Below are 26,998 nucleotides of genomic sequence, written 5' to 3' on the forward strand. Positions count from 1 at the left end.
GACATTGTCGATGGGCCAGTCTTCATGAAAGAACAGGCGCGAACGAAAACGCGCGAGATAGCCAAAATGCGAAACGAAGCTCAGGCCGTGGTCATCGGCGGGGGAGTGATCGGGTGCTCGATCCTGTATCATTTGACCAAACTGGGATGGTCGGATGTTGTTCTGTTAGAGCGGGACGAGCTGACCTCGGGGTCAACCTGGCACGCAGCCGCCAACATTCACGGATTGCACGACAGTACCAATATCAGCCGCATCCAACATTACACGATGAGCCTGTATAAAGCGCTGGAAGCTGAAACCGGTCAAAGCTGCGGAGTATTCCAGCCCGGCTCGTTATACTTGGCCCAGACAGAAGAACGCGAACATCAGCTGAAGCTACAGGCCGCAAAGGCCAGGCTGTATGGCATGAATTTCTATGAGATCAGCATCGAGGAAGCCCAGAAGCTGAACCCGCTGGTCAATTACGAGGGCATCCGTTGCGTGATGTTCGAACCCGATGGCGGCAATGTGGACCCGTCGGGCGTGACCAATGCCTATGCGGTCGGCGCACGTCAACGTGGGGCGCAGATTCACCGTTTCACTCCGGTCACCGCAACCGAGCAGCAGGAGGATGGTAGTTGGATCGTCAGAACGCCAAAAGGTGACATCAGGACACGCTGGGTGGTGAACGCAGCGGGCCTGTGGGGGCGCGAGGTTGCTGCACTGGCTGGAATCGAACTGCCGCTGCAACCTACAGAGCACCAGTATTTCGTAACCGAATCCATGGCGGATGTGAAAAGCCACGGCACCCGCCTGCCGTCTGTGTCGGACCGGGATGGAGAGTATTACCTGCGTCAGGAAGGCAACGGCTTGCTGGTCGGCGCCTATGAGAAAGACATGAGGTTCTGGGCCGAAGAAGGCACGCCGCTGGATTTTGCCCACGACCTGTTCCCTGATGATCTGGAACGGATCGAAGAGAACGTGATGAACGCCATCGAACGCCTGCCCGCGGTTGGTGAAGCCGGGATCAAGCGTGTCATCAACGGCCCAATGATCTGGTCTCCGGATTCGAACGTTCTGATGGGGCCGGTGCCCGAGGTCGACGGCTATTTCTGCTGCAATGGTATCATCCCCGGCTTCTCGCAATCGGGTGGCATGGGCCTGATGGCAGCGCAATGGATCATCGAGGGTGAAACGGAATACGACATGTTCGCCTGGGATCTGGCGCGTTTTGACAGCTGGGCCACCAAGGCATTCACCAAAGCGCGCGTGGCAGATCAGTACAGTCATCGGTTCGCGATCCATTTCCCCAATGAAGAACGCAGCGCCGGTCGTCCGGCACGGGTTCGCCCGATCTATGAGGCGCAGAAAGCCATGGGCGCGGTTTTTGGCCTGAACGCCGGTTGGGAACATCCGCTGTGGTTTGCCGCAACGCCCGGCACCAAAGACACCAATGGCTTTACCCGTCAGAACTGGTGGGGACCGGTGGGCGAGGAATGCAGGATGTTGCGCGACCGTGCCGGGATCATCGATATCTCGAATTTCGCCAAATATGTCTGCAAGGGTCCGGGTGCAGCAGACTGGCTGAATGCCGTCTTTGCAAACACCATGCCCAAAACCGTTGGTCGGTCCTGTCTGACCCCACTGATTTCAAAGCGCGGCGGTATTGCAGGCGACTTTACCGTCACCCGCGTGGCTGATGACGAGTTCTGGGTGATCGGCTCGGGCATGGCAGAACGGTATCACAAACGCTTTTTCAAACAGGTTCCGCTGCCTGAAGGCACCGCTTTCGAAAGCAAAACCGAAGCGATGTGCGGCTTTAACGTGGCCGGGCCCAAATCCCGTGACATCCTGCAACGTCTGACCAACACATCGCTGGCAACCGAAGATTTCCCGTTCATGCGGTCCGCCAAGATCGAGCTGGCGGGAGTCCAGGTCCTTGCCCTGCGCGTCTCCTTTACTGGCGATCTGGGGTGGGAGCTGCATTGCGCCACCCAAGATCAAGCACGACTGTACAATGCCTTGATTGAGGCAGGCAAAGAGTTCGGGGCTGGCCCTGTTGGCAGTCGGGCACTGATGTCTATGCGGGTCGAAAAGGGCTATGGGTCTTGGAGCCGCGAATACAGCCCGGAATACTGGCCGCATGAAGTGGATCTTGATCGCCTCTGCAAATTCGAAAAGGACTTCCTCAACAAGGCAGCTGCGCAGAAAGTATTGCAGAACCCGGCTCGGGAAGACCTGGTGATCCTGCACCTTAACGAAACGGATGTGACAGCGTCCAACGCGGATGCAACAGGTGGCGAGCCGATCTTCAAGAACGGTGAAGGGATCGGTCGGGTGACCTCAGGCACCTATGGCTACACCGTCGGAATGTCGTTGGCCTTGGGATATGTAAAAAATGCCCAGCCAGGTGATGAGGTCGAGGTTATGGTTCTGGGGCGCCCACACAGGGCCACAATCCTGCATGAACCGCCCTTTGATGCCGCAGGAAAAGCGCTTAGGGCTTAAAACCGCAATAGCTCAAGGCGTTGCCCTTCGGGATATTCCGTCACTTCTGCCGGGATGATCGCCAATCCATCCGCTTGCGCAAGCAAAGCAACACGACCACTGTAGGACGGCTCCATCAGACGCAATCGGGGCCGTCCGTCCAGTGTGTGACCGTCAATCTGAACCGGGCGATATTCCTGTCGGCCTGCGGTGCGGTACAAAGGTTCCGACAGAACTGCTTGTACGGCTGCGTGCGGTGTGTGGTGCAGACCGGCGCGGCGCGCCATCATCTGCGATCCGAAAATTTGCCAGGTCACAAAAGCAGAAACCGTGTTACCAGGCAGACCGATGTAAAGCGCACGGCCACGCCGACCGAACATGATGGGCTTGCCCGGTTTCATTGCGACTTTCATCACATCCGTCACGCCACCGATCTCGGTGAACAGACGCGGCATATGATCTTCATCGCCGACAGAAACACCACCGGTTGTGATAAATAGGTCAGAGGTTTCAGTCGCGTCCAGCAAGACCTGTTTCAAAAGCTCGGGATCATCTTCAACCTGCCCCCGGTCCGTGAGTTCAATCCAAGGCTTCTGCAACAGCGCAAGCAGCATGTAACGGTTCGAATTATAGATCTGCCCCGGCCCAAGGGGCTCACCCGGTTGGCGCAATTCACTGCCGGTTGAAAAGATCAAAACCTTCAGCTTGCGGAGGACCACGACCTCGCCATACCCGGCGGAAGCAAGGGCTGCCACCTCACGCGGGCCAATCTCGCAGCCGCGCCGCAGGATCGGCGCTCCGGCACGAAGGTCTTCACCGGCACGCCGGATATGTTGCCCGGGCTTTGGACGGCGGCTGAAGCGAATTTGTCCCTCCACAAAATCACAATCTTCCTGCATGACGATGGCGTCGTAATCAGAGGGAACGGGCGCTCCGGTAAAAATCCTCAGCGCGCTACCCACAGGTGCAGCATGAGATCCGCTGTCCCCCGCCGCGATGCGACCCGCCACCGGCATCTGGAACAGGTCGGTATCGCCAAGATCGGCTGTTCGAACCGCATAGCCATCCATTGCCGAATTGTCGAAAGCGGGCATATCGACCTTGCTGAAACAGTCGCAGGCCAATACTCGCCCAATTGCAGCGGCCAAAGGCAGCGTTTCCGTTTCTGTGATCGGATCAGCAGCGGACAGGCCCCGGCGCAGGGCCTCATCCACGCTCAGATACATATGCGCGTGTCGATCACAGCCGCATCCATCAGCCATATCCAGCCTCCAACTCTGCGAACATGCCTTCCATCCATTCTAAGGTGGGCTAGGCTCGCTCAACCGACACGACATCCGCGGTACTGTCATTGACATAGGTCACGTGAAACCGCGTCGCGCGCTTCGAAACGACGAGTTGGCTGGCCAAGCGCGACTTCCGCTACAGTGGCTTCCCGGATGGCTCTCAGGCCGGGAACAGCTCTTCCTGATATGCGAACAGCGCGGGTTGCCCACCCGTATGCAACAGCACAACTGTCTGGCCCTGTTGAATTGTGCCGTTTTCAAGTAATTCCAACAAACCTGCAAAGGTTTTGGCCGAGTAGACCGGATCAAGAAAAACACCCTCGGCACGCGCCATCTGTTCAAGCGCCCTCCGTGTGGACGGACCTATCCGCCCGTATCCAGGGGACAATGCGCCGTCCCATGTGAGGATGTCTTTCATGACCAGAGCCGGGTCAAACTTCATCATACCCGCCAACCGTTCCAATACCTTTTGCAACCGCGCATGTTGCAGGTGGCGGTCGCGGCGAACGCAGATGCCATAAACAGGTGCCGTGTTGCCAGCCAGCCGCAGCCCGGCCAATAACCCGCCGTGGGTCGAACCGCTGCCGGATGGCACCACCGCCACGTCGAAATCGGCGATCTGATCCAGTAGTTCGGCAGCCCCGGCCACATAACCTAACGCCCCCAAGGGCGGATGATCGATGCCCAAGTGAATTACATACGGCTTTCGGCCCTCAGCGATCAGCTGATCTGCCCGCGCGTGAAGGGCATTGTCGGCCCCGGCCTCGTCTTCTCCGGTATCGTAGTGCATGTGCTCGGCACCCAGAAGCCGGGCCAGAAGTACATTTCCCGAGGAATAATAATGTTCTCCCATATCCGGCACACGCTCTTCCAATTGAAGCACGGCCTCCATCCCAAGCTTCGATGCAGCCATGGCAGCCGTGCGCACGAAATTGGATTGCACAGCGCCGGTGATCAGAATGGTGTCTGCCCCCTGTATCTGTGCCTCACCCATATAGAACTCGAGCTGCCGGGTTTTGTTGCCGCCAAAGCTCAACCCTGTCAGATCATCCCGTTTGATCCACAGATCCAGACCAAGCTGGTCGGACAGACGATCAAGCCGTTCGACCGGCGTGGCAGCTGTCATCAGTCTCGCGCGGGGATAACCGGCTAGTTTCTGTTCAATCGTCATGTCTGCGTTCCATCACCTCACCCATTCAGGATCGCGCCGAATAGGGCATATCCAGCAAGAATAGTAAGGATAGTGATTGCCGGAAAGATCGCAGACCGGAAATGGCCAGTTTACTGCCCAGAGAAACAGCCACACGGCTCTATTTCTCGCTCGGGTCGCTTTCCGCGTAATTCCGCAATACATCCATATCTGCAATTTCCGCGTGGTTTCGGTTGATCTTCACCCCGACTGGTTTCAACCTCGAAAACGCTCGGCTCAGGCTTTCGGGTTTCATCCCCAGACGCCCGGCGATCAGCATCTTGTCATACGGCAGTTCAACTTCGCACTGGCCGGCATCGCAATCACACAGGTTCAGCAGGAATTCCGCGACACGCTGCGCACCGGTCTGGGCTTTGAGCTGTTCGAGCTGCGCCACCAGGGAATGCAGATGCGTGAATGTGGCCGCCAGGATCGATACGCAGATTTCCGGGTCTTGCTTCATCAGCGACAGCAGCACCGGACTTGGGATGTGCATGATCTCGCAGGGAGATACCGCCTCGGCCGAAACGGGATAGCGCACATTGCGCAGCGCAACGGCTTCGCCAAAGCTTTCACCACGCGTGAAAACGCTCACCACGGCTTCGGCACCGGTCGGGGAAATGCGAAACAGCTTGACCCAACCAGCCAGTACAACATGTACGGCCTTGGCCTCTTCCTCTTGCAGAAAGATCGTCTCGCCCCGGTCGTATTGCCGCCAGACGGCCTGACGCAGCAGAGTATCGACATGTTGCTCTGGCAGGCTTCGCAAGAGCAGTGACTGCCGCGCAATTATCTTTTGTGCCTCGTGTGACAAGAAGGCAGCCCCTTATTCGTCCGCTCCGGGAACACCCCCGGATGATCAACCCCGAGATATGCTATGCCAAAGCCAGCGCGGGGGTGCCACCCTTTTCTCAGTCTCCAACTTGACTATTGTCATGTAAGGGCGGGCGCCTCTGGCATAGGTTCAACGAAATTTCAGTTATCCGGGGAGCACGCCAGATGGACTTCGAGCAATTTTTCAGCCAGAGCCTCGACACTTTGAAAGACGAAGGCAACTACCGGATTTTCATCGACCTGCAACGCCGTCGTGGCGCGTTTCCGAACGCGCGTCAAACCGACGGGCCGGTTCAGCGGGATGTGCGGATCTGGTGCTCAAATGACTATCTGGGCATGGGGCAGCACCCTTCGGTGATCTCTGCCATGCACGACGCACTGGATCGCTGCGGAGCAGGCGCTGGCGGTACGCGCAATATCTCGGGCACCACGCATGATCACGTTCTGCTTGAGGCTGAGCTGGCTGATCTGCATGGGAAAGAAGCCGCGTTGCTGTTCACCTCGGGATATGTGTCGAACTGGGCTGCTTTGGGGACATTGGCTGCGCGAATTCCCGGGCTGATCGTGTTTTCTGACGCGCTCAACCACGCCTCGATGATCGAAGGTATCCGGCATTCGCGTGCCCAGAAGGTGATTTGGAAACATAACGACTTGGCGGATTTGGACGCCAAATTGGCCGCAGCGGATCCCGACGCACCCAAAATGATCGCATTTGAATCGGTTTACTCCATGGATGGCGATATCGCTCCCATCAAGGAAATCTGCGATCTGGCTGACAAATACGGCGCGATGACCTATCTGGACGAGGTTCATGCCGTCGGCCTTTACGGCCCGCGCGGTGGCGGGATTGCTGAACGCGATGGATTGATGGATCGCCTGACTGTCATCGAAGGTACATTGGGCAAAGCGTTCGGCGTGGTTGGTGGGTATATCGCGGCCTCAGCCGCGCTGTGTGATTTTGTCCGCAGCTTTGCCAGTGGCTTCATCTTCACCACTGCCCTACCCCCATCGATTGCAGCCGGCGCTGCCGCATCGATCCGGCATTTGAAGCATTCAAGTGCAGAGCGTGACTTGCAAAAGACCCGCGTGGCGCAGGTACGCGCCCGATTGGATGCCGAGGGCATTCCGCATTTGCCCAACCCCAGCCATATCATCCCGGTGATGGTTGGCGACCCTGTGAAGTGTAAATTCATTTCGGACACCCTGCTTGAGGAGTTTGGCATCTACATTCAGCCGATCAACTATCCTACAGTTCCCAAAGGAACCGAGCGCCTGCGGATCACGCCGTCACCCGTTCATACGGATGAGGATATCGATCATCTGGTGGGCGCCTTGTCGGCGCTGTGGCAGCGCTGTCAGATCGCGCGGATGCCAATGGCCGCACAATAACCTAAGCGTCCCTTTGCTTGGTAACCTGCCGTCCCTTTTAGGGGCGGCTTTTTTCAGATCAGGTAAAGTGCGAAGATCACAGCAGAGAACCCCGTCAGAACCAAGGTGAAGCCTCGCAGCCAACCCGGGCTTTCAGCCAGGTCCAGATATCGGGCCAGAATCACACGGGTTTTGATCAGGGCAAGGAGCAGGATACCGCCTGCAATGAGTGCGTCAGGCGTTTTCATCAGGGTCAAAAGCGTTGAAGCCAGACTGAGCGCCAAAAGCGCCAGCCACGCGCCGGTGAGTGAGTTCGGACGCCTCCGGCGGGAGTATTTAGCAAAAGATGAAGTTGCCGGCATATTGTTTATCCCAGAAGATAAATCACGGGAAACAGCACGATCCAAACCAGATCGACCATGTGCCAGAACTGTGCGCCCGCCTCGATGTTACGAGGATCATCGCGCCACGCGACCAGCAACAGGATACACACCCCGGCCAGAACATGCGCCGCGTGAAATCCTGTCAGCAGGTAGTAGAACATGAAAAACGGGTGGGTTTCATAGGTAATGCCCTGCCCCGCCTTTCCAGCATATTCCACGCTTTTGACAACCAGGAATGCGATCCCAAGTACGGCCGCCCCTGTCAGGGCAAGTCTGGCCTTGAACCGGAATGCTGCGCGGCGCCAGTTCAGGGCCTGCGCGGCCAGGTAGCCAGATGTGACCAGTATTGCAGTGTTAAAGGCTGCACCTGTTCGATAAAGATGCGATTGCGCCTCGGCAAAGCCTGCAGGGTCGGTCAGGCGAACGCCCATGAACGCGATCAGCCCCGCACCAAAAACCAGCAGCTCACTAATAATCAGAACCCACATCAGCAATTCGCCCGGAAGCTCGTCGATGAAGGAGGTTTCGCTCATGCACCGACCAATTGGCGATATATTTGCGGCAACGCCATGGTCAGGCGATGCGGATCTGGGATAACAGCGAAACCGCCGTGTCCGAACATGCGGGGGAACCAGCTTTTGCCGGTTTTATCGATGGTGACGCCAAAAACCGATTGCCCGGCGCGGCGTGCCTCACGCACGGCCATGCAGGTGTCTTCAATACCGTGACGCCCTTCGTAATGGTCAAGGTCATTGGGTTTGCCATCGGTGATCACCAGCAACAGGCGGCGTTTGCGGGTCTGACTTGCCAGATCCTTTGAACAGTGGCGGATCGCGGCCCCAAGCCGCGTGTAGTGACCGGGTCGCAGTGACGCGATACGTTGTTCAACTTTGGCGTCCATCGGCTCATCAAACCGTTTGCATCGCTGGATATAGACGCGCTGACGTTTCAGCGAACTGAAGGCATGAATGGCGAAATCGTCACCGCAGGCGTTCAGGCCCCAGGCCAAAGCAGCCAGGGCTTCACGTTCAATGTCGATCACGGCGCGACCGGTTACGGCACTTTCAGTGGACCGGCTGACATCCAGCAGGATCGAGACTGCCAGATCGCGCGCCTCGGGGCGGGATTGTTGCCAAATGCGGTCGTTGCTTTCGCCACTGGCCATGCGGTCAGTTTCGGCGCGCACGGCGGCTTCGATATCCAACTGGTCACCGTCCAGATGGCCGCGTGTCATCACGCGTCCAGGGCGCAGCGCCTCGAACTGGCGTTTGACCGCGCGGATACGGCGGGCGGTGGCAGGGTCCTTGCCAAACGCGGCAGCATCGTCGCGGATATCCGCATCCGACAGCAGGACGTTGACGTGATCTGCTAGATATCGGCCCGAACGCACGTCCCATTCGGGATAAAGGATGCGACCGGACAGACGCTCCCGGTTCACATCCTCGGGTGCCAGATCAAGGTGCAGTTTCAGCCGCGTTGGCGGGGCTTTTGATATCTGACCCAGGCCAATCTCTTCCTGGTCATCGGCCGCTTTCTTGGCATTGTCGGGATCATCATCGTCGATGCGGCGGTTGATGTTCAGGAACTCGGCCCAGCTGAGGATGGCTTCGAACTTATGCAGAATGAAACTGTCGCTGCGCTCGGCCTGATCCGATTTGCGACGACGGGCGCGGTGGGTTTTCTCACCGGATTCCTCGGGTGGACCTTCAGTTTCGGGGTTTTCCACCTCGTTATGTTCGGAAAAGCCAACTGCGCGCAGTTCGGGCCACAGGGGAACCGGGCGCATAGGCTGATAGCCGCGAGGGGCGATCAGGTCCTCGTCCAGTGTCAGAAGCTGCTCGGCTTTCGCCGACAGCGGTTGAGGGTCACCCAACTTATGGCGGATCAGCTCTTCAACTGCGTCTTCAATCGGTGGCAGGTTGGGGATATCGCGCTGATGCAGCACGCCCTTGCAAAGTTCGGTGTAAAGCGGGCGCAGGCCGGGGGCGTCGTCCAGCGTCGTATCAACCATTCTCTGCGCAGCGATCAACGCGCGCAGGTCGGCGCGCAGCGGATCGTCTTCATCAATTCGCGTTCCCGCATGGGCAGCCGCAGCGGCCAGCCAGACATACAGCGCGCCATTGGCTTCGCGCGCAGGAAAAACCGCCAACCGGTCCGGCAAGCGCAAGACTTCGCCATCAAACGAAGCGCGCGGCATCAGCTCCACTTCGGTCGCCAGACGCCGACGCCAACTTAGGCGGTGATGTGAAACCTCGGGCGAGACCGGGCGCAATTCTACGCCCGGACCACCGCCCAGCCCTCGAAAGAGGACGGCCAGCCGCCCCGCGACCTCAGAGAGGTCGACCGCGGCTCCATCGTGCACCTGGGGTGCATCGAGGCGGCTGGCAAGGGTGTGCCACAGTTTCCCGATCGTTTCTTCGGGTTCCCATGGCTCAAAATCGATCTTGACCATCGGCCGGCCTCACCCAAAGACAGCCGTAACAAGATCGAGGAGCCCGCGTTTGATATCCTCGTCATCTGTCAGAGGTTCAATCATGGCCGCGAGGATGGCGCGGTCGGTGGACATGCCTTGTGCGATAAGTGTTGCGGCATAAACAACCAGTCGGGTGGAAACGCCTTCCTCAAGATCCTGACCCTTAAGCCCGCGCAGCTTACCCGCCAGCCGAACCAGCGGCTTGCAACGTTCCAGCGGCAGACCGCTTTCCTGTGCGACCACTTCGGCTTCCATCTGCGCGGATGGGAAATCAAACTCCAAAGAGATGAACCGCTGCCGGGTCGAGGGTTTCAGGGTTTTCAGGATATTCTGGTATCCGGGGTTGTACGACGCCACCAGCATGAAGCCAGGTGCGGCTTCAAGCTCTTCGCCAGTGCGGTCGATTGGCAGGATGCGCCGGTCATCGGTCAGCGGGTGCAGAACGACAGTCACATCCTTACGGGCCTCGACCACCTCGTCGAGGTAGCAGATCGCGCCTTCGCGCACTGCGCGGGTCAGGGGGCCATCGACCCAGACGGTTTCCCCGCCTTTCAGCAGATAACGGCCAATCAGGTCAGCAGCCGCCAGATCATCATGGCAGGCTACGGTATAAAGCGGGCGGCCAAGTTTTGCGGCCATGTGGGCCACAAAGCGGGTCTTGCCGCAGCCCGTCGGACCTTTCAGCAGAACTGGCAAGTCGTTGTTATAAGCCGCGGTGAACACATCGCATTCATCGCCTTGGGGCAGGTAGAAGGGGGCGTTTGCCGCCCCCTCATTCAGTTTTATGGAGCCATCCATATCCATCATCACTCCGCAGGGGTTTCGGCGGCGCCGGGTTCAATAACTTCTTTCCGGGGAACCCAGATCGAGTAGATGAACAGCAGCGCGCCAAGGACCACGACGATACCGGAACCCAGACGCATCCAGTAGAAGATTGCGATCTGGTCTTGTACGTCCATGAAGTAATCTCCGACCACACGCTGCATGTGCGTCTGCACGGTTCCGCCGAAGGTCAGCACGAAGGTCATAAAGACCATACCGCTGGTCATCAGCCAGAACGATCCCATGTTCAGCACCTGATTGTAAGGATCACGGTTTTTGAGGATCGGCATCGCATAGCTGAAGATCGCCAGGTTGAGGCAGACATAGGCACCGTAGAAGGCCAGGTGACCGTGGGCCGCAGTGATCTGTGTGCCGTGGGTATAGTAGTTTACCCCGTGCAGCGTATGCAAGAAACCCCAGACGCCGGCACCAAAGAAGGCAAGCGTTGCACAACCCAGAGACCACAGCAGAGCGGCCTTGTTGGGATGGTCACGACGGCCTTTCCAGACCATGACGAAGGCAAAGGCCATCATCGCGAAGAACGGGATCACCTCGAGGCTTGAGAAGATCGACCCAATCCACTGCCAGTAACCGGGGGTGCCGATCCAATAGTAGTGGTGACCTGTTCCAAGAATTCCCGAGAATAGCGCAGCGGCCACGATGACATAAAGCCATTTCTCGACGATCTCTCGGTCCACACCGGTCAGCTTCAGCATCAGGTAGGCCAGGATCGACGCCATGATCAGTTCCCACACACCTTCGACCCACAGGTGGACAACATACCACCAGTATTGCTTGTCCAGGGACAGGTTGCCTGGGTTGTAGAAGGCAAACAGGAACAGCAGCGCCAGACCCCACAGGCCCAACAACAGGATATTGGTGATTGCGGTCTTCTTGCCCTTCAGAACGGTCATCGACACGTTGTAAAGGAACATCAGCGCGGCGACGACGATACCGGCCTTGACCCATTTGGGTTGCTCAAGGAACTCGCGCCCTTCTTTGCCCAGCAGCCAGTTGCCTTCGAACAGGTTGAAGACATAGGTCAGAACCACGCCCAACGTACCGACCACAAGGATGATCAGCTGCAGATAAGCCAACTTGGGCGAATGGATTTCACGCTCGGCCTCTTCCGGGATCAGGAAATAGGCCGCACCGAAAAAGCCCAGTATCAACCAGACGATCAGCGCGTTGGTGTGCAGCATCCGCACGATGTTGAACGGCAGAAGCTCGCTCAGGAAGTTAGGCGACACATAGATCAGACCAGCCAGCAGCCCGCCGATCACCTGTATCGCGAACAGTGCCATGGCTACCGCAAAGTAGGCATAGGCGATTTTTTGGGATTCGTATTTCATTGCTCCATTCCCCTTCTCAGCCAGCCTCGTTGGGCGGCCAGTCCTGAGCGTCGATGTTGTCCGTCCAGATCAGGAAGTTGGTCAGATCCCGGATCTCTTCGTCGCTGAGGTTGAATTGCGGCATCTGCCGACGACCGGGAATGCCGGTGGGTTGTGCCTCCATCCAGCCCTTGAGGGATTCAAAGGCCGATTCCGGGTCGTCCAACACGCCCCAACGTGTCATCACATTGCCGACCTCAGGGGCAAAGTACGCCCCTTCACCAAGGATCGTGTGGCAGTTGATACAGGCGTGTTTTTCCCAAACATGTTTGCCCCGAACCACACTTTCGTCGAGCTTCGCGGCATTTTCGGAATTGACGATATACAGGTGTGAATGGGCTGATAGAGCCAGAAAGATAAGGATGAAGAACAGTGACCCGCCATAGAATATGTTGCGAGCCATGCTCTTTGTCATGACTTCTCGCATCGCGCTCTCCTTTGCGCAGATTAGCTAGTGCAGGCAACATGACGTGCGGGTCACAGGGCTGCCTTAACGAAAGTCAAGACTTCTAAAGTATCCTCAGGAACGAGATCAGAGATCCGCAAACAGCGAGAATAACGAAATGACCTTAGGGTCGCCTTGAAATCTGAGGCAATTGTGAACACTTTCGCGTCGACTTCTTGATATACCGGACGTAATCAACCACCTGAGAAAAGGTGAAAATTCCGCTTCAAAGATTGATGGGCAAAAATGGCGAACTATTCCTATATCGGTTATACACCCGGTGTCATCACGGTGAATACGATTGGGCCGGACACGGTTACGTTGGATGTCAATTTTGATCCCGACACGGATCGTCGTTTGTTCAGCGTGACTGACGCAGCCGGTGGTTTTATTCAAAACGGCGGCGGACCACCTATCCCCGATACAGGGGATGTTTTCAACGGTGACCGCTTTGACAACGAAGACGGTGATGACCTGACGCAGACCGGTACTATCACCACCCTCGATGGTTCGACCACCTTTCTAAGCGGCCCAATATACCTGGAAGAATCCTACGTTCTGTCCAAACCAGGCGGGGGCACAATCACTGTATATCGCGTCGAAGTTGACGGCGTATTGGGCGGCTATATTACCTCTGAACCTCTTGTGCCCGGTACGACCTACTCGATGAACATCGTGAACGTCACGCCGACCAATGCGCCCGACACAACTGACCCGGCTGCCATCATTGACGTGCCGTGCTTTACTGCCGGAACACTTATCATGACGCCAGAAGGTCCGATGCCCATCGAGGATCTGAAGGTGGGTGACATGGTCGTGACTGCCGACAATGGACCGCAACATATACGTTGGATCGGAAAGCGAAATCTATCGCATGAGGAGCTGGTGAAAAAACCCAAGCTGCTTCCAATCCTCATCAAAGCCGGGGCCTTGGGGTGTGACTTGCCAAAACGCGACCTGCTTGTTTCGCCACAGCACCGGATGCTGGTTCGATCCCGGATCGCCGTCAGAATGTTTGACGCAGAGGAAATCCTGGTCCCCGCGCGCATTCTTACTGCCAGCCCCGGTATCAGCGTTGCAGAAGACACTGTGTCAGTCACGTATTACCATCTTTTGTTCGACCGTCATGAAATCATCTTCGCAGAAGGTGCCCCGTCGGAAAGCCTTTTTGTCGGCGCACAGGCTCTGTCCAGCGTTCCCCCAGAAGCAAGGGCAGAAATCTTCGACTTGTTTCCGGAACTAGAGACCCCTTGGCACGTTCCTCAGTCTGTGCGGCACATACCTGAAAACGGAAGACGCGCTCGTGCGCTCGTGTCCCGCCACGTAAAGAACGAACGCCCCTTAATATTCTGAACTGCAATCCGCGCTTAAGGTTCCGTGTCAGCCGTGCTTTGCTGCGCGCGGACCCGTCAGCGCTGGCCACATGGCAAACAGGTACAACCCAATTGCGGCAATCCATAACCCGTCAGCCGTCAGCATGGCGGTCATATATCCACCTGCTAGCCCGGACCCCAGCCAGCGGACCAAAGCCGCCGCCGCCATAAGCCCGTATCCGACCGCCATGGGCGACGGTGCAACAAGGGGGCGGCCACTGTGGCCAAGGGCAGCGCGGCTCATGACGGCAAGGGTCATGCCACCAACGCACCCAATCCCCAAAATGTGCAGCGCGCCGATCTCATTACCATATCCGATGACGGCAGACCCCCACAGCAACAACCCGAGGGCCAGCATCATCAGGCCCAGGTGCAGAGCAATCAGGATCGGCTGCCGCAGCGCCCAACCCGCTCTCCACCGTGCCATGCGCATCAGCTGGGCGCCGCCCAGCAACAACGCGCAGATACCCGCCAAGGAAACACTGCCCAAGCTCAGCTCCAACAACGGCAGCACAAGGGCAAGCGCCATCACGGCCTTTTCCAGCGCCGCGTTTGAAGCCGGCCACAGGGCCTCGGGAACACCCTCGCGTTTCATTGCATTGCGCGTAAAGGCCGGAGTTATACGTCCCCCCAGTATCGCTATCATTGAACACAAGGTCAGTAGCCCTGCACGAACCCCGGTATTCAACGTGTCTGCGGCGACACCTATCCATTCCAGATGAACCATCAGGTTGGCCACCCACACCAAACTCAGAAGATACAGAAATATCATGTTCTGTGGCTTGGGCCTTCGTACCAGCTGGCTGGCAATTTTCAGGACAAGAATCGGAACAAAGCTCAGGTCAACAATCGCGACGGTAATCGGAGAGAGCGATCCTGAAAACCACACCGCCAACCGCCCCGCCATCCAGATCAGCGCTACGATCGTGACAAAGCGCGCCCGCACTTCCGGCGTGCCGGTCCAGTTCGGAACTGCCGTCAGAAAGAACCCACCCAGTGCTGCCGTTGCATAGCCAAAAATCATCTCATGGGCATGCCACATGACCGGGGGCATTCCATAACTTTGCTCGTCATAAGGTAAAAGCCCATCCAGTGAGGCCAGCCAAACACCCCAGGCGACACCGGCAAACACACCATAAAGACCGGCGGAAAGGAAAAATATCCGAAATCCTTCGCTGAAAATGCGCGATATTGCAGATGACATGCCTGCTCTCCATGGCTCATCTTATCGTTCAACAAGCAGTACCGTCCGACGGGATTGGGGCACTTAACCGAAATCAAGACGCCATAAACATGTGTGAAAAAAACAGGTTTTATTGGTGAAATCTGCACCTGGTTTTTGTCCAAAGAACAAAGTTAGCGGCGCGCCCGTTGACTTTGGTCAAGGATGACAATCCCGTGATGGATCAGTCTCTGCATTGCCTCACCACGCAAATGGAGAGTGATCATGTCACTTGGAATCAGCTACAACAAGACCGGCCGCGCTTTTGGGGTCGGATTGGCAATGTTGTTGGGCAGCGTCGCTGCTCCAGCTTTTGCCGACGAGCCAACGCTTAGCGACGAAGCCTTTGAAGCTTCGAAACAACTGTACTTTGAACAATGTGCAGGCTGCCACGGGGTTTTGCGCAAAGGCGCTACCGGAAAAAACCTGGAACCACATTGGAAGAAGACCGCAGCCGACGGCACCGTAACCGAAGGCGGCACCCTGAAACTGGGTCAGGAACGCCTAGAGAAAATTATCGCCTGGGGAACTGAAGGCGGGATGAACAACTTCTCGGACATCATGTCCGAGCAGGAAATCAAGGATATGGCGACCTACATCATGATGGAGGCCCCAAAGCCGCCTGAAATGTCGCTGGAGCAGATGAAGGCAACCCGCAAGGTTTATGTCGAAGAAGCGGATTATCCGACCGAGCCGCTGCACGGCCGCAACTGGGAAAACTTCTTTGTCGTCATCGAACGCGATGTGGGCAAGGTTGCCGTCATCGACGGTGACACGAAAGAAGTGCTGACGCATATTCCGACCGGCTATGCCGTGCACGTCCTGAAAGCTTCAGAGCATCACAACATCACCGAACCCGAAACACCTGGACGTTTCTGGTACACAATGGGCCGTGACGGCAAGATGACCAAGATCGACCTCTGGCAAACGCCGGACAAGATGCTGGTTTCGGAAGTCAAGATTGCCTATGACGCGCGCGATGTCGCCGTGTCCGGTGACGGCAAATACGTCATCGGTGGTGGGTACTGGCCGCCTCACTTTGCGATCGTTGATGCGCAGACCATGGAGCCGGTCAAAGTCGTTTCGACCCGTGGCACAAACGTAGATGGTGAGTATGTGGAAGAAGCCCGTGTGGCCGCTATCTACACCACGCCGAACGAACCCACCTGGATCGTTGCCGTGAAAGAGCTGGGTCAGCTTTGGCAGGTTGACTACACCGACCTCGACAACTTGCGGATTGACAAGATCAACTCGGCCAAGTTCCTGCATGACGGGTTCTTCGACCCGACAGGCCGGTACTTCCAGATCGCGGCAAACGCATCGAACAAGATGGTCGTTGTCGATACCGAAACGCACAAGCTTGAGGCTATGATCGACACCGCTGCCCTGCCGCACCCCGGCCCGGGCGCGAACTGGATTGACCCGAACTGCGGACCTGTGGCGGGCACAACCCACCTGGGTGTCGGTACCGTGACAGTCTGGGGCAACGACCCAGAAGGCCACCCGGATCAGGCGTGGAAAACCTGTTACGAGGTGGAAACCGACGGCCCCGGCCTGTTTGTCCGCACCCACCCGAACTCGGATTACATCTGGGCTGATCAGACCAAACACCCCGAGCCGGAAATTCAACAATCGGTTCAGGTCATCTCGAAAGAGACCGGCGAGATCGTGAAAACCATCCAGATCACCGAAGACGAAGGCAGCGCCGCTGTTCACTTCGAATTCAACGCCGATGGTACCGAGGTCTGGGTTTCCAAGTGGAACCTGTCGGACTCGAAGGAACCCAACGGTCAGATTGTGATCTTCGACGCCAAGACATTGGAAGAGATCGGTCGGATTGACGGACTTTACGCGCCAACCGGCAAGTTCAATGTCCACAACCGGTCGAACCACGTCACCTGAGGGGTTCGCAACCTAAACCGGAAAGGGCGGGCCCCTCGCCCGCCCTTTCCTCGTTTGACAGATCCGCCAAACTCACCGGCCTGCCACCCAAGGCCAGACAAGACAGCCAAAACGGAGCCCGGATATGACTTCCGAACCGGATAAGAAAAAACCGATCTGGCGCCGGTATTTCCTGTGGGGAATGCCCGTGGCCGGTATTGCTGCGGCTTTCGCCGCCGGCATCATCTTCTGGGGTGGGTTCAACACCGCCATGGAAGCCACGAATACCAAGGAATTCTGTGTCTCGTGCCACGAGATGCGAGATTTTGTTTATGCGGAATACCAGGGCACGATCCACGACGTGAACCGGTCGGGCGTTGGTGCGGTCTGCTCGGACTGTCACGTGCCCAAGGACTGGACCCACAAAATCATCCGCAAAATAAAAGCCTCGAAAGAGCTTTATGGAAAGATGGTCGGCACCATCAACACCCGAGAGAAATTCGAAGCCAAGCGCATTCATCTTGCCATGAATGAGTGGGAGAGGATGAAATCAACGGACTCGCGTGAATGTCGAAACTGCCATGACTTTGAATCGATGATGCCTGAATTCCAGCGTCCGCGTGCACGTCAGCAGCACCTGAACGCAATGGAAACCGGTCAGACATGTATCGACTGCCACAAGGGCATTGCACACTCGAACATCCGAGACCGCGCATCCGACGAATATCTGGAAGAGCTTGAAGCGCCAAATCCGGCCTTCATTCGACCAATTCCGCCAGAATACCTTGCCAGCCTTGAACGGATCGAAGCCAAGGAAGCTGCCGAGGCCGAGGCTGAGAAAGCTGCAAAGAAAGCCCAGCAGGAGGCCGTTCAGGCCCAGATTGCGGCAGCAGTTGACGCCGCTGTCGCGGAAGAGCGGGCAGCGGCTGCAACCGATGGTTCGGCAACACCTGCCAGCAGTGAAAGCGGCGATGTCGGTGCCAACATCGACTGGAATGCGGTGGCCAGTGCGGACTTGAAACTGTTCTATCCAGGCCAGGCGTCGTTTGAATGGGTGCAGAACGGAAAAACCCATGGCGGGGCCCGTCCGCTGACCAAAGGTGGCGATCAATGTTCGACCTGTCATGCCAAGGAACTGGATGCGATTGGTAACAAGATCGTTGCCGGTGGCGAGTTGGAACCCACTCCGATCCCCGGCAAACGCGGTGTGATCGACGCAACCGTTCAGGCGGCACATGATGACGAAAACCTGTACATCCGTCTGCAATGGCCGGATGCGGGGCACAACCCTGCTCCGTTTGTCGATGGCGGCAAAATGGATCCTGAAAACCAGATCAAGGTCGCTATGATGATCACCGGAACCGGTATCGAGCTGGGCGATCAGGTCGGGTGCTGGGCGTCGTGCCACGCCGACAACACCCATATGCCCTTTGCGCCTGAGGCCGATGCAATTGCCGCAAACGGGGATGTTTCCGGTCGCCTGACCGCTCAGGACACCGTGACCAAGTACCTCAGCGAAAGCCGCACCGAGATCGAGATCAAAGGTCGAGGCGGCAAGGCTTTGGGCGGTTGGGACAAGTTGCAGGCCGCCGAACAAATCGAGCAGTATCTGGCTGACGGTACCTATCTTGACCTGATGCGTGTCTACGCGGACGGCAGTGCCACAAATGGTTATCTGCTGGAACAGCGGGTGGTCAATGATGGTGAGATTGCAGCCTCGGCAAACCTGTCTGGTGGCATGTGGACGGTTGTTTTCACACGTCCGCTGAACTCAGGCGCACCCGGCGATGTTCCGCTGGAGGCCGGTCAAACCTATACGGTCGGTTTTGCCATCCATGATGACTTTGCCGCCGCACGGTTCCACCACGTAACGCTGGATACCAGCCTAGCGCTCGACGACGACAGCGCGTTTATCAACGTGGTCAAGCAATAACAGTTTGGGGCCGGTTCTCCCGGCCCCAATTACTTTGGAAAGGAGACATGGACCATGAAACCCCACCGCCTTCTTCCCGCGCTGCTGCTTCTTGCCGCGCCAGCCTGGTCAGATGAAACCGCCGAGATCTGCGCCGAAGCCGAAGAACGTTATGTCGAGCTGTTCGGCCACCCCTCGGCCTCGGTCGAGGACGCCAAAGTGGTTTTGATGTACAACTACAATTTCTGCCCGTTCGAACTGACCGTAAAGGCAGGTACAACTGTCCGATGGGTGAATGTCGACAAGCGCACCAGCCACAGTGTGTTGCTGAAAGATGGCAGCGAACCCGAAAGCGACCGGTTGTTCCCGGAAGAAACGGTTGAAATGACCTTCCTGACACCCGGCCCTCAGGATTATCTCTGCGGGCCCCATTGGGAGACACAGAACATGATCGGGGTGATCACTGTCGAGCCCTGATCCCGGGTGTTTTCATAGGCTGAACAGAGGGGCGCGGGCGCAAATCCCGCGCTCCTTAACTTATGTCAAGGAGGTTGGTTTTCGATTGCGCCAATCTGCCCTCATGACACGCCCGGCCTACCCAGCAACGTCCCGCAAAAGCATTGGATTCGCGCAGGAAACCCCGGGTTTCGAAGACATTCAGACCCAGCGAGTTTGAACATGAGCGGTAAGGTTTTTCTGATTGGTGCAGGCCCCGGCGACCCCGAACTGATGACGCTGCGTGCCCTGCGAATGCTGCAGGAAGCAGATGTGGTGGTCTATGACAGGCTGGTGTCTGCTGATATCCTGAATCTGCACGCCGAAGGCGCGCGGCTGATCCCTGTTGGGAAAGCGCCCAAATGCCACACCGTCCCACAGGACCGGATCAACGAAATCCTTCTGGAAGAGGCCAGCGCAGGTCACACGGTCGCCCGTCTGAAAGGTGGCGATCCGATGATCTTTGGCCGCGGCTCGGAAGAAGCCGCTTATCTGATGGCCCATGGCGTGGCGGTCGAATACGCACCGGGGATAACGGCGGCGCAGGGCGCGTCCTGCTCGACCGGCGTGCCGCTGACCCATCGCGGTCTGGCCACCTCGGTTCAATATGTTACCGGACACCGGCAGGCAGACAAAGTGCTGGATCTGGACTGGAAACGCCTGGCCGACCCGGACACGACACTGGTGGTCTATATGGGTGTGGCCAATATCGGCCAGATCGCCATGGGGCTGATGACCGAAAACCTACCGGGATCAACACCGGTTCTGGCCATCGGAAATGCGACGACACCCGATGAACGCCGGCTGGTGTCACGGCTGGACCAATTGGCCAACGACGTGCGCACCTCCGGGTTGAAGGCACCAACGCTTTTCATCATCGGCAAAGTTGTCTCACTCTACGCCGAACAGCCCGTGGCGAACATTCTGGAACGGGCTCATGGCTAAGCTAGGGTGCAGAAATCGTGTGCCGCGTCCCGCGCCGAACAGAAATGTGCCCGGCCACAAGGGGTGGGTTGCCCGAACCTTTCTGACAACTGCGGTTCTGGCCGCAACGTCCGCCTTTGCTGCCGATGTCATTGATCCCAACGCACTGAAAAGACTTGTGCATCAGGATTGCGGCTCGTGCCACGGGTTATCACTGAAAGGCGGCCTGGGGCCTGATCTGCGCTCGAAAACACTGGAGCATTATGACGCCGAGGTTTTGACCGGCGTCATCCTTGACGGCATCCCCGATACGGCGATGCCCCCGTGGCGGCCCCTGATCAGCGAAGAAGAGGCCGAATGGATTGCCCGATACCTGCTGGAACAGGAGGCACAATGAAACACCTTATCCTCAGCCTTGCGGCGACATTGATGATGACCACGGCCCAGGCCGAGCCGATGGCAACAGGAGACCTTGGGCTGGTGATCGAACGTGCCAGCGGATCGGTCCTGTTGGTGGACCAGTCCGACCGTGCAGCTCTGGCCCGGATAGAAGGATTGGGCGATCTGTCCCACGCCTCGTTGGTCTATTCACCGGATGAACGTTTTGCCTATGTCTTTGGCCGCGACGGAGGCCTGACCAAGGTTGACATTGTCACCCGCCAGATCGTGAACCGTGTTGTGCAGTCCGGAAACGCCATTGGCGGCGCAATCTCGGACGATGGCGCCCTTGTAGCGGTATCGAATTACGAACCCGGCGGTGTGCGCGTGTTTGATGCGCAAACGCTGGAGATGGTGGCTGACATTCCCACCGGCAGCAAAACGATTGGTCTGGTCGACGCGCCGGGTCGCCGTTTCGTTTTCACAATGTGGGACACGGGTGAGACATGGATCGCGGATTTCGCACAAGGCGCGCCCGAGATCACCAAGATCCCCGATATCGGCAAGAACCCTTATGACGCGCTGATCACTGCCAATGGCCGCACCTATATCACCGGCCTGTTTGGCGAGGATGGTCTGACCGCGCTTGATCTGTGGTCCGACAACCCGGAACCGATCCGCGTTCTACCCGGCTATGGCCGTGGTCAGGAGGAAATGCCGGTCTACAAGATGCCCCATCTGGAAGGTTGGGCGCTGACAGGGTCCGAATTTGTCTTGCCCGCCGTTGGCCACCACGAGGTTTTGTGGATCGACGCCACCACCCTGACCGAGACCGGACGCACGCAAACCTACGGACAGCCGGTTTTTGCCATGGCCCGCCCGGACGGGCGGCAGGTCTGGGTTAACTTTGCCCACCCGCTGAACGATACCATTCAGGTCATCGATACCGTCAGCAAACAGATCATCCACGAATTCAAGCCCGGCCCTGCCGTTTTGCACATGGAATTCACTCCGCGCGGGCACGAGGTCTGGATCAGTGTGCGCGATGCGAACAAGGTCATGGTTTATGACACGCGTAGCTTCGAAAAACTACGTGAGATCGAGGCCGAAAGCCCGTCGGGTATCTTCTTTACCGCGCGTGCGCACAAGACGGGTCTGTAAGTCATGCAACACATTACAGACCCGATCGACCGCCGCTTGCTGGATGAATTTCAGCGCGATTTCCCGGTGACCGAACGCCCGTTTCAGGTTCTTGGAAACGCACTTGGACTTGACGAAAGCGAAGTCATCCACCGCCTTTCAAGAATGCGCACTACGGGTCGCATCACGCGGGTTGGCGCAACCATCACGCCCGGCGTGGTGACGGCCAGTACGCTGGCGGCAGTGTCCGTCCCGGAGGAGCGGCTGGAAGAGGTCGCCGCCCTGATCGACGCCGAACCGGGTGTAAACCACAATTATCAGCGTGAGGATACCTGGAACCTCTGGTTCGTTGCAACCGGCCCGGATCGGGCGCATGTGGATGCTACCCTCGCACGGATCAGCCGGGTCACCGGGCTGCGGGTGCTGGATTTGCGGCTGGTGCGCCCTTTCAACGTTGATCTTGGGTTCCGCATGATCGGCGGGGTCAAAACCGTGCCTACAGCACGCCAGGTGGATGCAACTGCGATGCGCGAGGGTGATCGGTGTCTACTGCAGACGCTGAGTTCGGGACTGTCTCTGGTCGCTGAACCCTATGCAGATTTGGCACATTCACTGAACCGGGACGTTGATGATGTGATGGCGCGAGTCATCGCGTTGCATTCGGCCGGTATCATCTCGCGGCTGGGCGTCATCGTACGTCACCGGGCGCTTGGCTGGTCGGCCAATGCGATGGTGGTCTGGGACCTGCCGGCAGAGCAGATCGACATCGCTGGCCCCGCTTTGGCCGCTTTCCCAGGGGTGACCTTGTGTTACGAGCGCAACCCGGTGCCCGATGTGTGGCCATATCGCCTGTATTCCATGATCCACGCGCGGTCCCGCAGCGAAGCTTTGGACGTACTGGCCCGTGCGACGACCCTGTCCGAACTGACAGGTGCACGGAACAAGGTTCTGTTCTCTACCCGCTGTTTCAAGCAGACCGGTGCCCTGATTCAAACCAAAGAGGTCGCCGCATGACGCTGGACCAAACTGACCGTGCGATCCTGAACCGTATGCAGGACGATCTGCCACTGGTTTCACATCCTTACGCAACAGTCGCCAAAGAACTTGACCTGTCCGAGGCCGAATTGCTGGCGCGCCTGACGCGCATGAAAGAGACACGCGTCATCACACGTTTTGGGCCGTTCTTCGATGCCGCTGCAATGGGCGGTGCCTTCTGCCTCTGCGCGATGGCCGTTCCAGCCGGGGAATTTGAAGCCGTCGTGACCAAAGTCAATGCACACCCCGAGGTCGCCCATAATTATGAACGCACGCACCGGCTGAACATGTGGTTCGTACTGGCCACTGAAACGCCCGAAGGAATCAGGGCCACAGCCGATGCAATCGAACGGGAAACGGGGATCGAGGTTCTTTGTTTCCCCAAACTTCAGGAATTCTACATCGGCTTTCGGGTGGCGGCATGATCGACGCAACAGACAGACTGATTATCCAAGCGCTACAGGGCGGATTGCCTCTGGTTTCTGCCCCATATGCTCAGGTTGCTGATGATCTGGGGATGCAGGAAGCCGATCTGCTTGAGAGGCTGTCAGCCCTCAAAGCGCGCGGCGTAATCCGCCGCATCGCGGCCGCCCCCAACCATTACAAGCTGGGCATGACCTCAAACGGTATGACTGTCTGGGATGTCGAAGATGACCGCATCGCCGAATTGGGCGCCCAGATCGGTGCTCTACCCTTTGTCACCCATTGCTATGAACGCCCGCGCGCCCTGCCCGACTGGCCCTACAATCTGTTTGCCATGGTTCACGGATCGGATCGGGATGAAGTCGAGGAAAAACGCGCCCAGATCACTATGATCCTGGGTGATGCCTGCCGGGCCAAGGATATCCTCTATTCCACGCGCATCCTGAAAAAGACCGGGCTGCGCCTGAAAAAGAAAGGCTGAGACGATGTTCCGCCTGACCGAATACATGCACCAGCTGGTCAAACCGACCCCGGTGCGAAAACGTCGCCCCGGTCCTGTGAAACCGGTTGTAATCTGGAACCTGACGCGGCGCTGCAATCTGAAGTGTCGTCATTGCTACACCGTCTCGGCGGATGTTGCGTTCCCGGGCGAGCTCAGCCACGAGCAAGCCATGGTAACCCTTGAGGATCTGGGCCAGTTTCGCGTCCCGGCCCTGATCCTCTCGGGTGGAGAACCACTGGACAGGTTCGATTTCTTCGACATTGCCAAACGTGCGCGCGACATTGTGCCGATGCTGGCGCTGTCGACCAACGGGACACGCATTCATGATGAAACAGCCGACATGATTGCCGACGTTGGTTTCAACTACGTTGGCATCTCGTTGGATGGGATCGGGGCCACGAATGACTGGTTCCGCGGTGTTGAAGGGGCTTTTGCCGACGCCCTGCGCGGTGTGCGCGAATGCAAGAGGCGCGGCATCAAGGTTGGCTTGCGGTTCTGCCTGACCGAAGGCACGCAGCATCACCTGCCGGACCTGCTTCAGCTATGCGATGACGAGGGCGTCGACAAGTTTTACCTGTCGCACCTGGTTTATGCCGGGCGTGGTGACAAGAACCGCGGTGAAGATGCCGAGCATCAGCGCACCCGCAAGGGAATGGATCTGCTGTTGGAGCGCGCGTGGGAGGCTGCCTCGGGCGGTCGCCCGCTGGATATCGTGACTGGCAACAATGACGCAGATGCGGGGTATTTCCTGAACTGGATTCGCACGCATTTCGACGCTGACAAGGCTGCGCATGTCCGCGAGCATCTGGCCGCTTGGGGAGGAAATTCCAGCGGTTTGGGTGTGGCCAATATCGATAATCTGGGCCGGGTCCATCCTGACACCTACTGGTCTGATTACACAGTCGGCAACGTCAAGACGACATCGTTTTCCGAGCTTTGGACCAGCGACGATCCGATGCTGGCCATGCTGCGCACGCGTCCGCGCCCCCTCAAGGGGCGCTGTGGGGCCTGTGAGCTAAAGGATGTCTGCGGTGGCAACACCCGCATCCGGGCCCTGCAACTGACCGGTGATCCCTGGGCCGAAGATCCGGCCTGTTACCTGACAAACGAAGAAATCGGTGTTGACGACGCAGGCGAGCGTCTGCGGGTCACGCCGTTCCGGGGGAAAAGCCATGATCCGGCGCATCAGTTCTTTTGATCCTGTCTGCTTTGAGCCTTCGACATGGGCGCCAGAGACACGTAACGGAGCCTCCGGCGGGAGTATTTTTGAAAAGATGAAGGTCGTGTTGATGTGTTCTGTACTGGGCGCCGGTGGTGCCTGGGCGGATGCACCAACGGATTATGCCGAGCATTGTGCGTCCTGCCACGGTGAAAACCGCCTGGGCGGTGTGGGTCCGGCACTGATCCCAGAGACGCTGCAGCGCATGCGTGGGCCGCGTATCGCGGCGGTGATTGCGGAAGGGCGCGCGGCGACGCAAATGCCTGCTTTCTCGCACGAACTCGATGCTTTGCAGATTGAAGAGCTGGCCGGCTGGTTGAAATCACCGCTGGAAACCGACCCCGAATGGGGCGAGGCCCATATTATGGACAGCCGCACGCTGGATGACGGTTATGTCCCGGTTGATGCGCCAGTGTGGTCAAGTGACCCGATGAACATCACCCTGGTGGTCGAAACCGGGGATCATCATGTCAGCGTGCTGGATGGTGACACGTTTGAGGTTTTGGACCGGTTCGAGACACCCTTCGCGGTTCACGGCGGGCCGAAGTTCAGCCCGGATGGGCGTTACGTTTTCATCATGTCCCGGGATGGCTGGGTTCAGAAATACGACATCTGGGCCCTGCAACAGGTGGGGCGCGTACGGGCGGGGCTTAACAGCCGAAACATCGCAATGTCCGGTGACGGCAAGTGGCTGGCCGTTGCGAATTATCTGCCAAACAGTCTGACCCTGCTGTCGACCGAAGACCTGTCGGTGGCAAAAGTCATTGCGATCAAAGGAAAAGCGGGGAAATCCAGCCGCGTATCCGCGGTGTATCAGGCCCCCCCGCGCGAGAGCTTTGTTCTGGCGCTCAAGGATGTTCCCGAGATCTGGGAGGTCTTTTACGGAGCCAACCCGCCGCAATCCGGGTTGGGTCACGACTTCCGCATCGAAGGGCAGTTCAAGAACACCGACCCCTTCCCGGTGCGCAAGATCACCACGCCCGACTATCTGGACGATTTCTTTTTCGATCAAAGCTATGAATACGTCATGGGTGCCGCGCGCGATGGCAAGGGCGGACAGGTGATCGACCTTGTTATTGGGCACAAGGTGGCCGATCTGGACTTGCCGGGGATGCCGCATCTGGGCTCGGGAATTACGTGGAAACATGGCGATACGACCGTTATGGCCACACCGCATCTGACCGACGGCACGGTGTCGGTGATCGACATGGAGACTTGGGAAACCGTCAAGCGGATCAAGACCGAAGGGCCGGGCTTCTTCATGCGGAGCCACGAAAATTCGCCTTACGTCTGGGCCGATGTCTTCTTTGGCCCCAACAAGGATGCCATGCATGTGATCGACAAGCAAAGCCTTGAAATCGTAAGGACTTTGCGCCCTGCACAGGGCAAGACCGTGGCACATGTCGAGTTCACAAAGGATGGCCGCCACGCGCTTGTATCAATCTGGGAAGATGACGGCGCGGTGATTGTTTATGATGCGCAGACGCTGGAAGAAGTGCGCCGCCTGCCGATGCGAAAACCGTCTGGGAAGTACAATGTCTGGAACAAAATCACCTTCTCGGAAGGCACCAGCCACTGAAGGCAAATGGCCGGTCTGGAAACTGGCAATTCTGCTTTATCCAGCCACCATGTTGACCGTGGCCATCAACCTGTTTCTGGCCGGTCTGATCCTGCACAGCGCCGGTTTCGGGGTGATTGGACCGGTTCCGGCAATCCTTTGGTCAATACCTTTAGGCATACCCGCGTCCTGGTTGGCAGGGCGATGGGTGCGTGGGTTGATGGACGAAGCGGACGGCTGAAGGGAAATTCCAAAGGCCTGACGAAAGTCAAGTATCGG

Annotated in this window: 25 protein-coding genes; 15 read left to right on the plus strand and 10 right to left on the minus strand. The window is 57.8% G+C overall.

The features are described from left to right. The first annotated feature begins 66 nt into the window (after window positions 1-66). Window positions 67-2,487: a GcvT family protein gene (locus ACR0D9_RS17905; protein ID WP_480539694.1), complete on the plus strand. Its 2,421-nt coding sequence runs from the start codon at window positions 67-69 to the stop codon at window positions 2,485-2,487. Here ACR0D9_RS17905 and ACR0D9_RS17910 read toward each other — a convergent pair. The 3 genes from ACR0D9_RS17910 to ACR0D9_RS17920 form a co-directional block, all read right to left on the minus strand. After that, window positions 2,484-3,728: a molybdopterin molybdotransferase MoeA gene (locus ACR0D9_RS17910; protein ID WP_480539696.1), complete on the minus strand. Its 1,245-nt coding sequence runs from the start codon at window positions 3,726-3,728 to the stop codon at window positions 2,484-2,486. The two genes, ACR0D9_RS17905 and ACR0D9_RS17910, sit on opposite strands and share 4 nt — an antisense overlap. A 184-nt stretch (window positions 3,729-3,912) precedes the next feature. Beyond that, window positions 3,913-4,923 carry a D-cysteine desulfhydrase family protein gene (locus tag ACR0D9_RS17915; RefSeq protein ID WP_480539698.1) on the minus strand — a complete coding sequence of 337 codons (1,011 nt, stop codon included), beginning with the start codon at window positions 4,921-4,923 and terminating at the stop codon, window positions 3,913-3,915. 139 nt (window positions 4,924-5,062) lie between these two features. Further along, on the minus strand, window positions 5,063-5,755 hold the full coding sequence (locus tag ACR0D9_RS17920; protein ID WP_267365173.1) for a Crp/Fnr family transcriptional regulator: 693 nt from the start codon (window positions 5,753-5,755) through the stop codon (window positions 5,063-5,065). Between the two features lie 185 nt (window positions 5,756-5,940). On the opposite strand from ACR0D9_RS17920, the gene hemA reads away from it, so the two are divergent. Next, window positions 5,941-7,164: a 5-aminolevulinate synthase gene (gene hemA, locus ACR0D9_RS17925; RefSeq protein ID WP_480488712.1), complete on the plus strand. Its 1,224-nt coding sequence runs from the start codon at window positions 5,941-5,943 to the stop codon at window positions 7,162-7,164. A 53-nt stretch (window positions 7,165-7,217) separates the two neighbouring features. Here the strand turns inward: hemA and ACR0D9_RS17930 are convergent, their stop codons facing one another. From ACR0D9_RS17930 to ACR0D9_RS17955, 6 genes are read right to left on the minus strand one after another with little or no spacing between them, the layout of a single operon-like run. Continuing rightward, on the minus strand, window positions 7,218-7,505 hold the full coding sequence (locus ACR0D9_RS17930) for a cytochrome C oxidase subunit IV family protein (RefSeq protein ID WP_267365170.1): 288 nt from the start codon (window positions 7,503-7,505) through the stop codon (window positions 7,218-7,220). 5 nt (window positions 7,506-7,510) lie between these two features. After that, a complete protein-coding gene (locus ACR0D9_RS17935; RefSeq protein ID WP_480488714.1) occupies window positions 7,511-8,059 on the minus strand; it encodes a cytochrome c oxidase subunit 3 in 549 nt (182 codons plus the stop codon). Next, window positions 8,056-9,978, minus strand: a complete 1,923-nt coding sequence (locus ACR0D9_RS17940) for a nitric oxide reductase activation protein NorD (RefSeq protein ID WP_480488716.1) — start codon at window positions 9,976-9,978, stop codon at window positions 8,056-8,058. The genes ACR0D9_RS17935 and ACR0D9_RS17940 overlap by 4 nt, the downstream gene beginning before the upstream one ends. A gap of 9 nt (window positions 9,979-9,987) precedes the next feature. Further along, the gene (locus tag ACR0D9_RS17945) at window positions 9,988-10,797 is read right to left on the minus strand and encodes a CbbQ/NirQ/NorQ/GpvN family protein (protein ID WP_267365163.1); all 810 of its coding nucleotides are present in this window, start codon (window positions 10,795-10,797) and stop codon (window positions 9,988-9,990) included. An 8-nt stretch (window positions 10,798-10,805) separates the two neighbouring features. Further along, a complete protein-coding gene (locus ACR0D9_RS17950) occupies window positions 10,806-12,173 on the minus strand; it encodes a cbb3-type cytochrome c oxidase subunit I (protein WP_480488717.1) in 1,368 nt (455 codons plus the stop codon). Between the two features lie 16 nt (window positions 12,174-12,189). Then, a complete protein-coding gene (locus ACR0D9_RS17955; protein ID WP_209597154.1) occupies window positions 12,190-12,639 on the minus strand; it encodes a c-type cytochrome in 450 nt (149 codons plus the stop codon). Between the two features lie 264 nt (window positions 12,640-12,903). On the opposite strand from ACR0D9_RS17955, the gene ACR0D9_RS17960 reads away from it, so the two are divergent. Then, entirely contained in the window at window positions 12,904-14,010 is a 1,107-nt protein-coding gene (locus ACR0D9_RS17960; RefSeq protein ID WP_480488719.1) for a Hint domain-containing protein, read from the plus strand. Window positions 14,011-14,037: 27 nt separating this feature from the next. Here ACR0D9_RS17960 and ACR0D9_RS17965 read toward each other — a convergent pair whose 3' ends face one another. Beyond that, window positions 14,038-15,234 carry an NnrS family protein gene (locus ACR0D9_RS17965; protein WP_480539700.1) on the minus strand — a complete coding sequence of 399 codons (1,197 nt, stop codon included), beginning with the start codon at window positions 15,232-15,234 and terminating at the stop codon, window positions 14,038-14,040. A gap of 243 nt (window positions 15,235-15,477) precedes the next feature. On the opposite strand from ACR0D9_RS17965, the gene ACR0D9_RS17970 reads away from it, so the two are divergent. The 12 genes from ACR0D9_RS17970 (at window position 15,478) to ACR0D9_RS18025 (ending at window position 26,960) form a co-directional block, all read left to right on the plus strand. Beyond that, a complete protein-coding gene (locus tag ACR0D9_RS17970) occupies window positions 15,478-17,154 on the plus strand; it encodes a cytochrome D1 domain-containing protein (protein WP_480484314.1) in 1,677 nt (558 codons plus the stop codon). A gap of 124 nt (window positions 17,155-17,278) precedes the next feature. After that, complete coding sequence (locus tag ACR0D9_RS17975) at window positions 17,279-19,066, plus strand: NapC/NirT family cytochrome c (RefSeq protein WP_480539702.1); 1,788 nt, start codon at window positions 17,279-17,281, stop codon at window positions 19,064-19,066. Between the two features lie 54 nt (window positions 19,067-19,120). Then, the gene (locus ACR0D9_RS17980) at window positions 19,121-19,522 is read left to right on the plus strand and encodes a cupredoxin domain-containing protein (RefSeq protein WP_480488725.1); all 402 of its coding nucleotides are present in this window, start codon (window positions 19,121-19,123) and stop codon (window positions 19,520-19,522) included. 201 nt (window positions 19,523-19,723) lie between these two features. Continuing rightward, on the plus strand, window positions 19,724-20,485 hold the full coding sequence (gene cobA, locus ACR0D9_RS17985) for a uroporphyrinogen-III C-methyltransferase (RefSeq protein WP_480484311.1): 762 nt from the start codon (window positions 19,724-19,726) through the stop codon (window positions 20,483-20,485). Next, complete coding sequence (locus ACR0D9_RS17990) at window positions 20,478-20,861, plus strand: c-type cytochrome (protein WP_480484310.1); 384 nt, start codon at window positions 20,478-20,480, stop codon at window positions 20,859-20,861. Before cobA ends, ACR0D9_RS17990 begins: the two co-directional genes overlap by 8 nt. Continuing rightward, window positions 20,858-22,003, plus strand: a complete 1,146-nt coding sequence (locus ACR0D9_RS17995; protein WP_267363571.1) for a cytochrome D1 domain-containing protein — start codon at window positions 20,858-20,860, stop codon at window positions 22,001-22,003. Before ACR0D9_RS17990 ends, ACR0D9_RS17995 begins: the two co-directional genes overlap by 4 nt. A 3-nt stretch (window positions 22,004-22,006) precedes the next feature. Further along, window positions 22,007-22,996 (plus strand): siroheme decarboxylase subunit beta, encoded by a 990-nt coding sequence (gene ahbB / locus ACR0D9_RS18000; RefSeq protein WP_480488730.1) that lies wholly within the window; start codon window positions 22,007-22,009, stop codon window positions 22,994-22,996. Beyond that, window positions 22,993-23,442 carry an Lrp/AsnC family transcriptional regulator gene (locus ACR0D9_RS18005; protein ID WP_480477381.1) on the plus strand — a complete coding sequence of 150 codons (450 nt, stop codon included), beginning with the start codon at window positions 22,993-22,995 and terminating at the stop codon, window positions 23,440-23,442. Before ahbB (ACR0D9_RS18000) ends, ACR0D9_RS18005 begins: the two co-directional genes overlap by 4 nt. Beyond that, on the plus strand, window positions 23,439-23,921 hold the full coding sequence (gene ahbB, locus ACR0D9_RS18010; RefSeq protein WP_480477383.1) for a siroheme decarboxylase subunit beta: 483 nt from the start codon (window positions 23,439-23,441) through the stop codon (window positions 23,919-23,921). The genes ACR0D9_RS18005 and ahbB (ACR0D9_RS18010) overlap by 4 nt, the downstream gene beginning before the upstream one ends. A 4-nt stretch (window positions 23,922-23,925) precedes the next feature. Then, the gene (gene nirJ / locus ACR0D9_RS18015; protein ID WP_480477385.1) at window positions 23,926-25,140 is read left to right on the plus strand and encodes a heme d1 biosynthesis radical SAM protein NirJ; all 1,215 of its coding nucleotides are present in this window, start codon (window positions 23,926-23,928) and stop codon (window positions 25,138-25,140) included. A 76-nt stretch (window positions 25,141-25,216) separates the two neighbouring features. Then, on the plus strand, window positions 25,217-26,740 hold the full coding sequence (locus tag ACR0D9_RS18020) for a cytochrome D1 domain-containing protein (RefSeq protein WP_480488733.1): 1,524 nt from the start codon (window positions 25,217-25,219) through the stop codon (window positions 26,738-26,740). Beyond that, window positions 26,697-26,960, plus strand: coding sequence for a hypothetical protein (locus tag ACR0D9_RS18025; RefSeq protein ID WP_209507042.1), 264 nt, complete (start codon window positions 26,697-26,699; stop codon window positions 26,958-26,960). The genes ACR0D9_RS18020 and ACR0D9_RS18025 overlap by 44 nt, the downstream gene beginning before the upstream one ends. Window positions 26,961-26,998: the final 38 nt, after the last annotated feature.

It is taken from the genome of Ruegeria sp. AK11 (genome assembly GCF_056541095.1).

Excerpts from the sequence above, each read along its gene's own strand:
- ACR0D9_RS17980 (WP_480488725.1), top strand. The coding sequence starts at position 19,121 with ATGAAACCCCACCGCCTTCTTCCCGCGCTGCTGCTTCTTGCCGCGCCA.
- ACR0D9_RS18020 (WP_480488733.1), top strand. The coding sequence starts at position 25,217 with ATGAAGGTCGTGTTGATGTGTTCTGTACTGGGCGCCGGTGGTGCCTGG.
- ACR0D9_RS18005 (WP_480477381.1), top strand. The coding sequence starts at position 22,993 with ATGACGCTGGACCAAACTGACCGTGCGATCCTGAACCGTATGCAGGAC.
- ACR0D9_RS17910 (WP_480539696.1), bottom strand. The coding sequence starts at position 3,728 with ATGGCTGATGGATGCGGCTGTGATCGACACGCGCATATGTATCTGAGC.
- ACR0D9_RS17995 (WP_267363571.1), top strand. The coding sequence starts at position 20,858 with ATGAAACACCTTATCCTCAGCCTTGCGGCGACATTGATGATGACCACG.
- ACR0D9_RS17945 (WP_267365163.1), bottom strand. The coding sequence starts at position 10,797 with ATGGATGGCTCCATAAAACTGAATGAGGGGGCGGCAAACGCCCCCTTC.
- ACR0D9_RS17950 (WP_480488717.1), bottom strand. The coding sequence starts at position 12,173 with ATGAAATACGAATCCCAAAAAATCGCCTATGCCTACTTTGCGGTAGCC.
- cobA (WP_480484311.1), top strand. The coding sequence starts at position 19,724 with ATGAGCGGTAAGGTTTTTCTGATTGGTGCAGGCCCCGGCGACCCCGAA.
- ACR0D9_RS17905 (WP_480539694.1), top strand. The coding sequence starts at position 67 with ATGCGAAACGAAGCTCAGGCCGTGGTCATCGGCGGGGGAGTGATCGGG.
- ACR0D9_RS17990 (WP_480484310.1), top strand. The coding sequence starts at position 20,478 with ATGGCTAAGCTAGGGTGCAGAAATCGTGTGCCGCGTCCCGCGCCGAAC.
- ACR0D9_RS17970 (WP_480484314.1), top strand. The coding sequence starts at position 15,478 with ATGTCACTTGGAATCAGCTACAACAAGACCGGCCGCGCTTTTGGGGTC.
- ACR0D9_RS18025 (WP_209507042.1), top strand. The coding sequence starts at position 26,697 with ATGTCTGGAACAAAATCACCTTCTCGGAAGGCACCAGCCACTGAAGGC.
- ACR0D9_RS17940 (WP_480488716.1), bottom strand. The coding sequence starts at position 9,978 with ATGGTCAAGATCGATTTTGAGCCATGGGAACCCGAAGAAACGATCGGG.
- ahbB (WP_480488730.1), top strand. The coding sequence starts at position 22,007 with ATGCAACACATTACAGACCCGATCGACCGCCGCTTGCTGGATGAATTT.
- ACR0D9_RS17930 (WP_267365170.1), bottom strand. The coding sequence starts at position 7,505 with ATGCCGGCAACTTCATCTTTTGCTAAATACTCCCGCCGGAGGCGTCCG.
- ahbB (WP_480477383.1), top strand. The coding sequence starts at position 23,439 with ATGATCGACGCAACAGACAGACTGATTATCCAAGCGCTACAGGGCGGA.
- nirJ (WP_480477385.1), top strand. The coding sequence starts at position 23,926 with ATGTTCCGCCTGACCGAATACATGCACCAGCTGGTCAAACCGACCCCG.
- hemA (WP_480488712.1), top strand. The coding sequence starts at position 5,941 with ATGGACTTCGAGCAATTTTTCAGCCAGAGCCTCGACACTTTGAAAGAC.
- ACR0D9_RS17935 (WP_480488714.1), bottom strand. The coding sequence starts at position 8,059 with ATGAGCGAAACCTCCTTCATCGACGAGCTTCCGGGCGAATTGCTGATG.
- ACR0D9_RS17915 (WP_480539698.1), bottom strand. The coding sequence starts at position 4,923 with ATGACGATTGAACAGAAACTAGCCGGTTATCCCCGCGCGAGACTGATG.
- ACR0D9_RS17960 (WP_480488719.1), top strand. The coding sequence starts at position 12,904 with ATGGCGAACTATTCCTATATCGGTTATACACCCGGTGTCATCACGGTG.
- ACR0D9_RS17965 (WP_480539700.1), bottom strand. The coding sequence starts at position 15,234 with ATGTCATCTGCAATATCGCGCATTTTCAGCGAAGGATTTCGGATATTT.
- ACR0D9_RS17955 (WP_209597154.1), bottom strand. The coding sequence starts at position 12,639 with ATGCGAGAAGTCATGACAAAGAGCATGGCTCGCAACATATTCTATGGC.
- ACR0D9_RS17975 (WP_480539702.1), top strand. The coding sequence starts at position 17,279 with ATGACTTCCGAACCGGATAAGAAAAAACCGATCTGGCGCCGGTATTTC.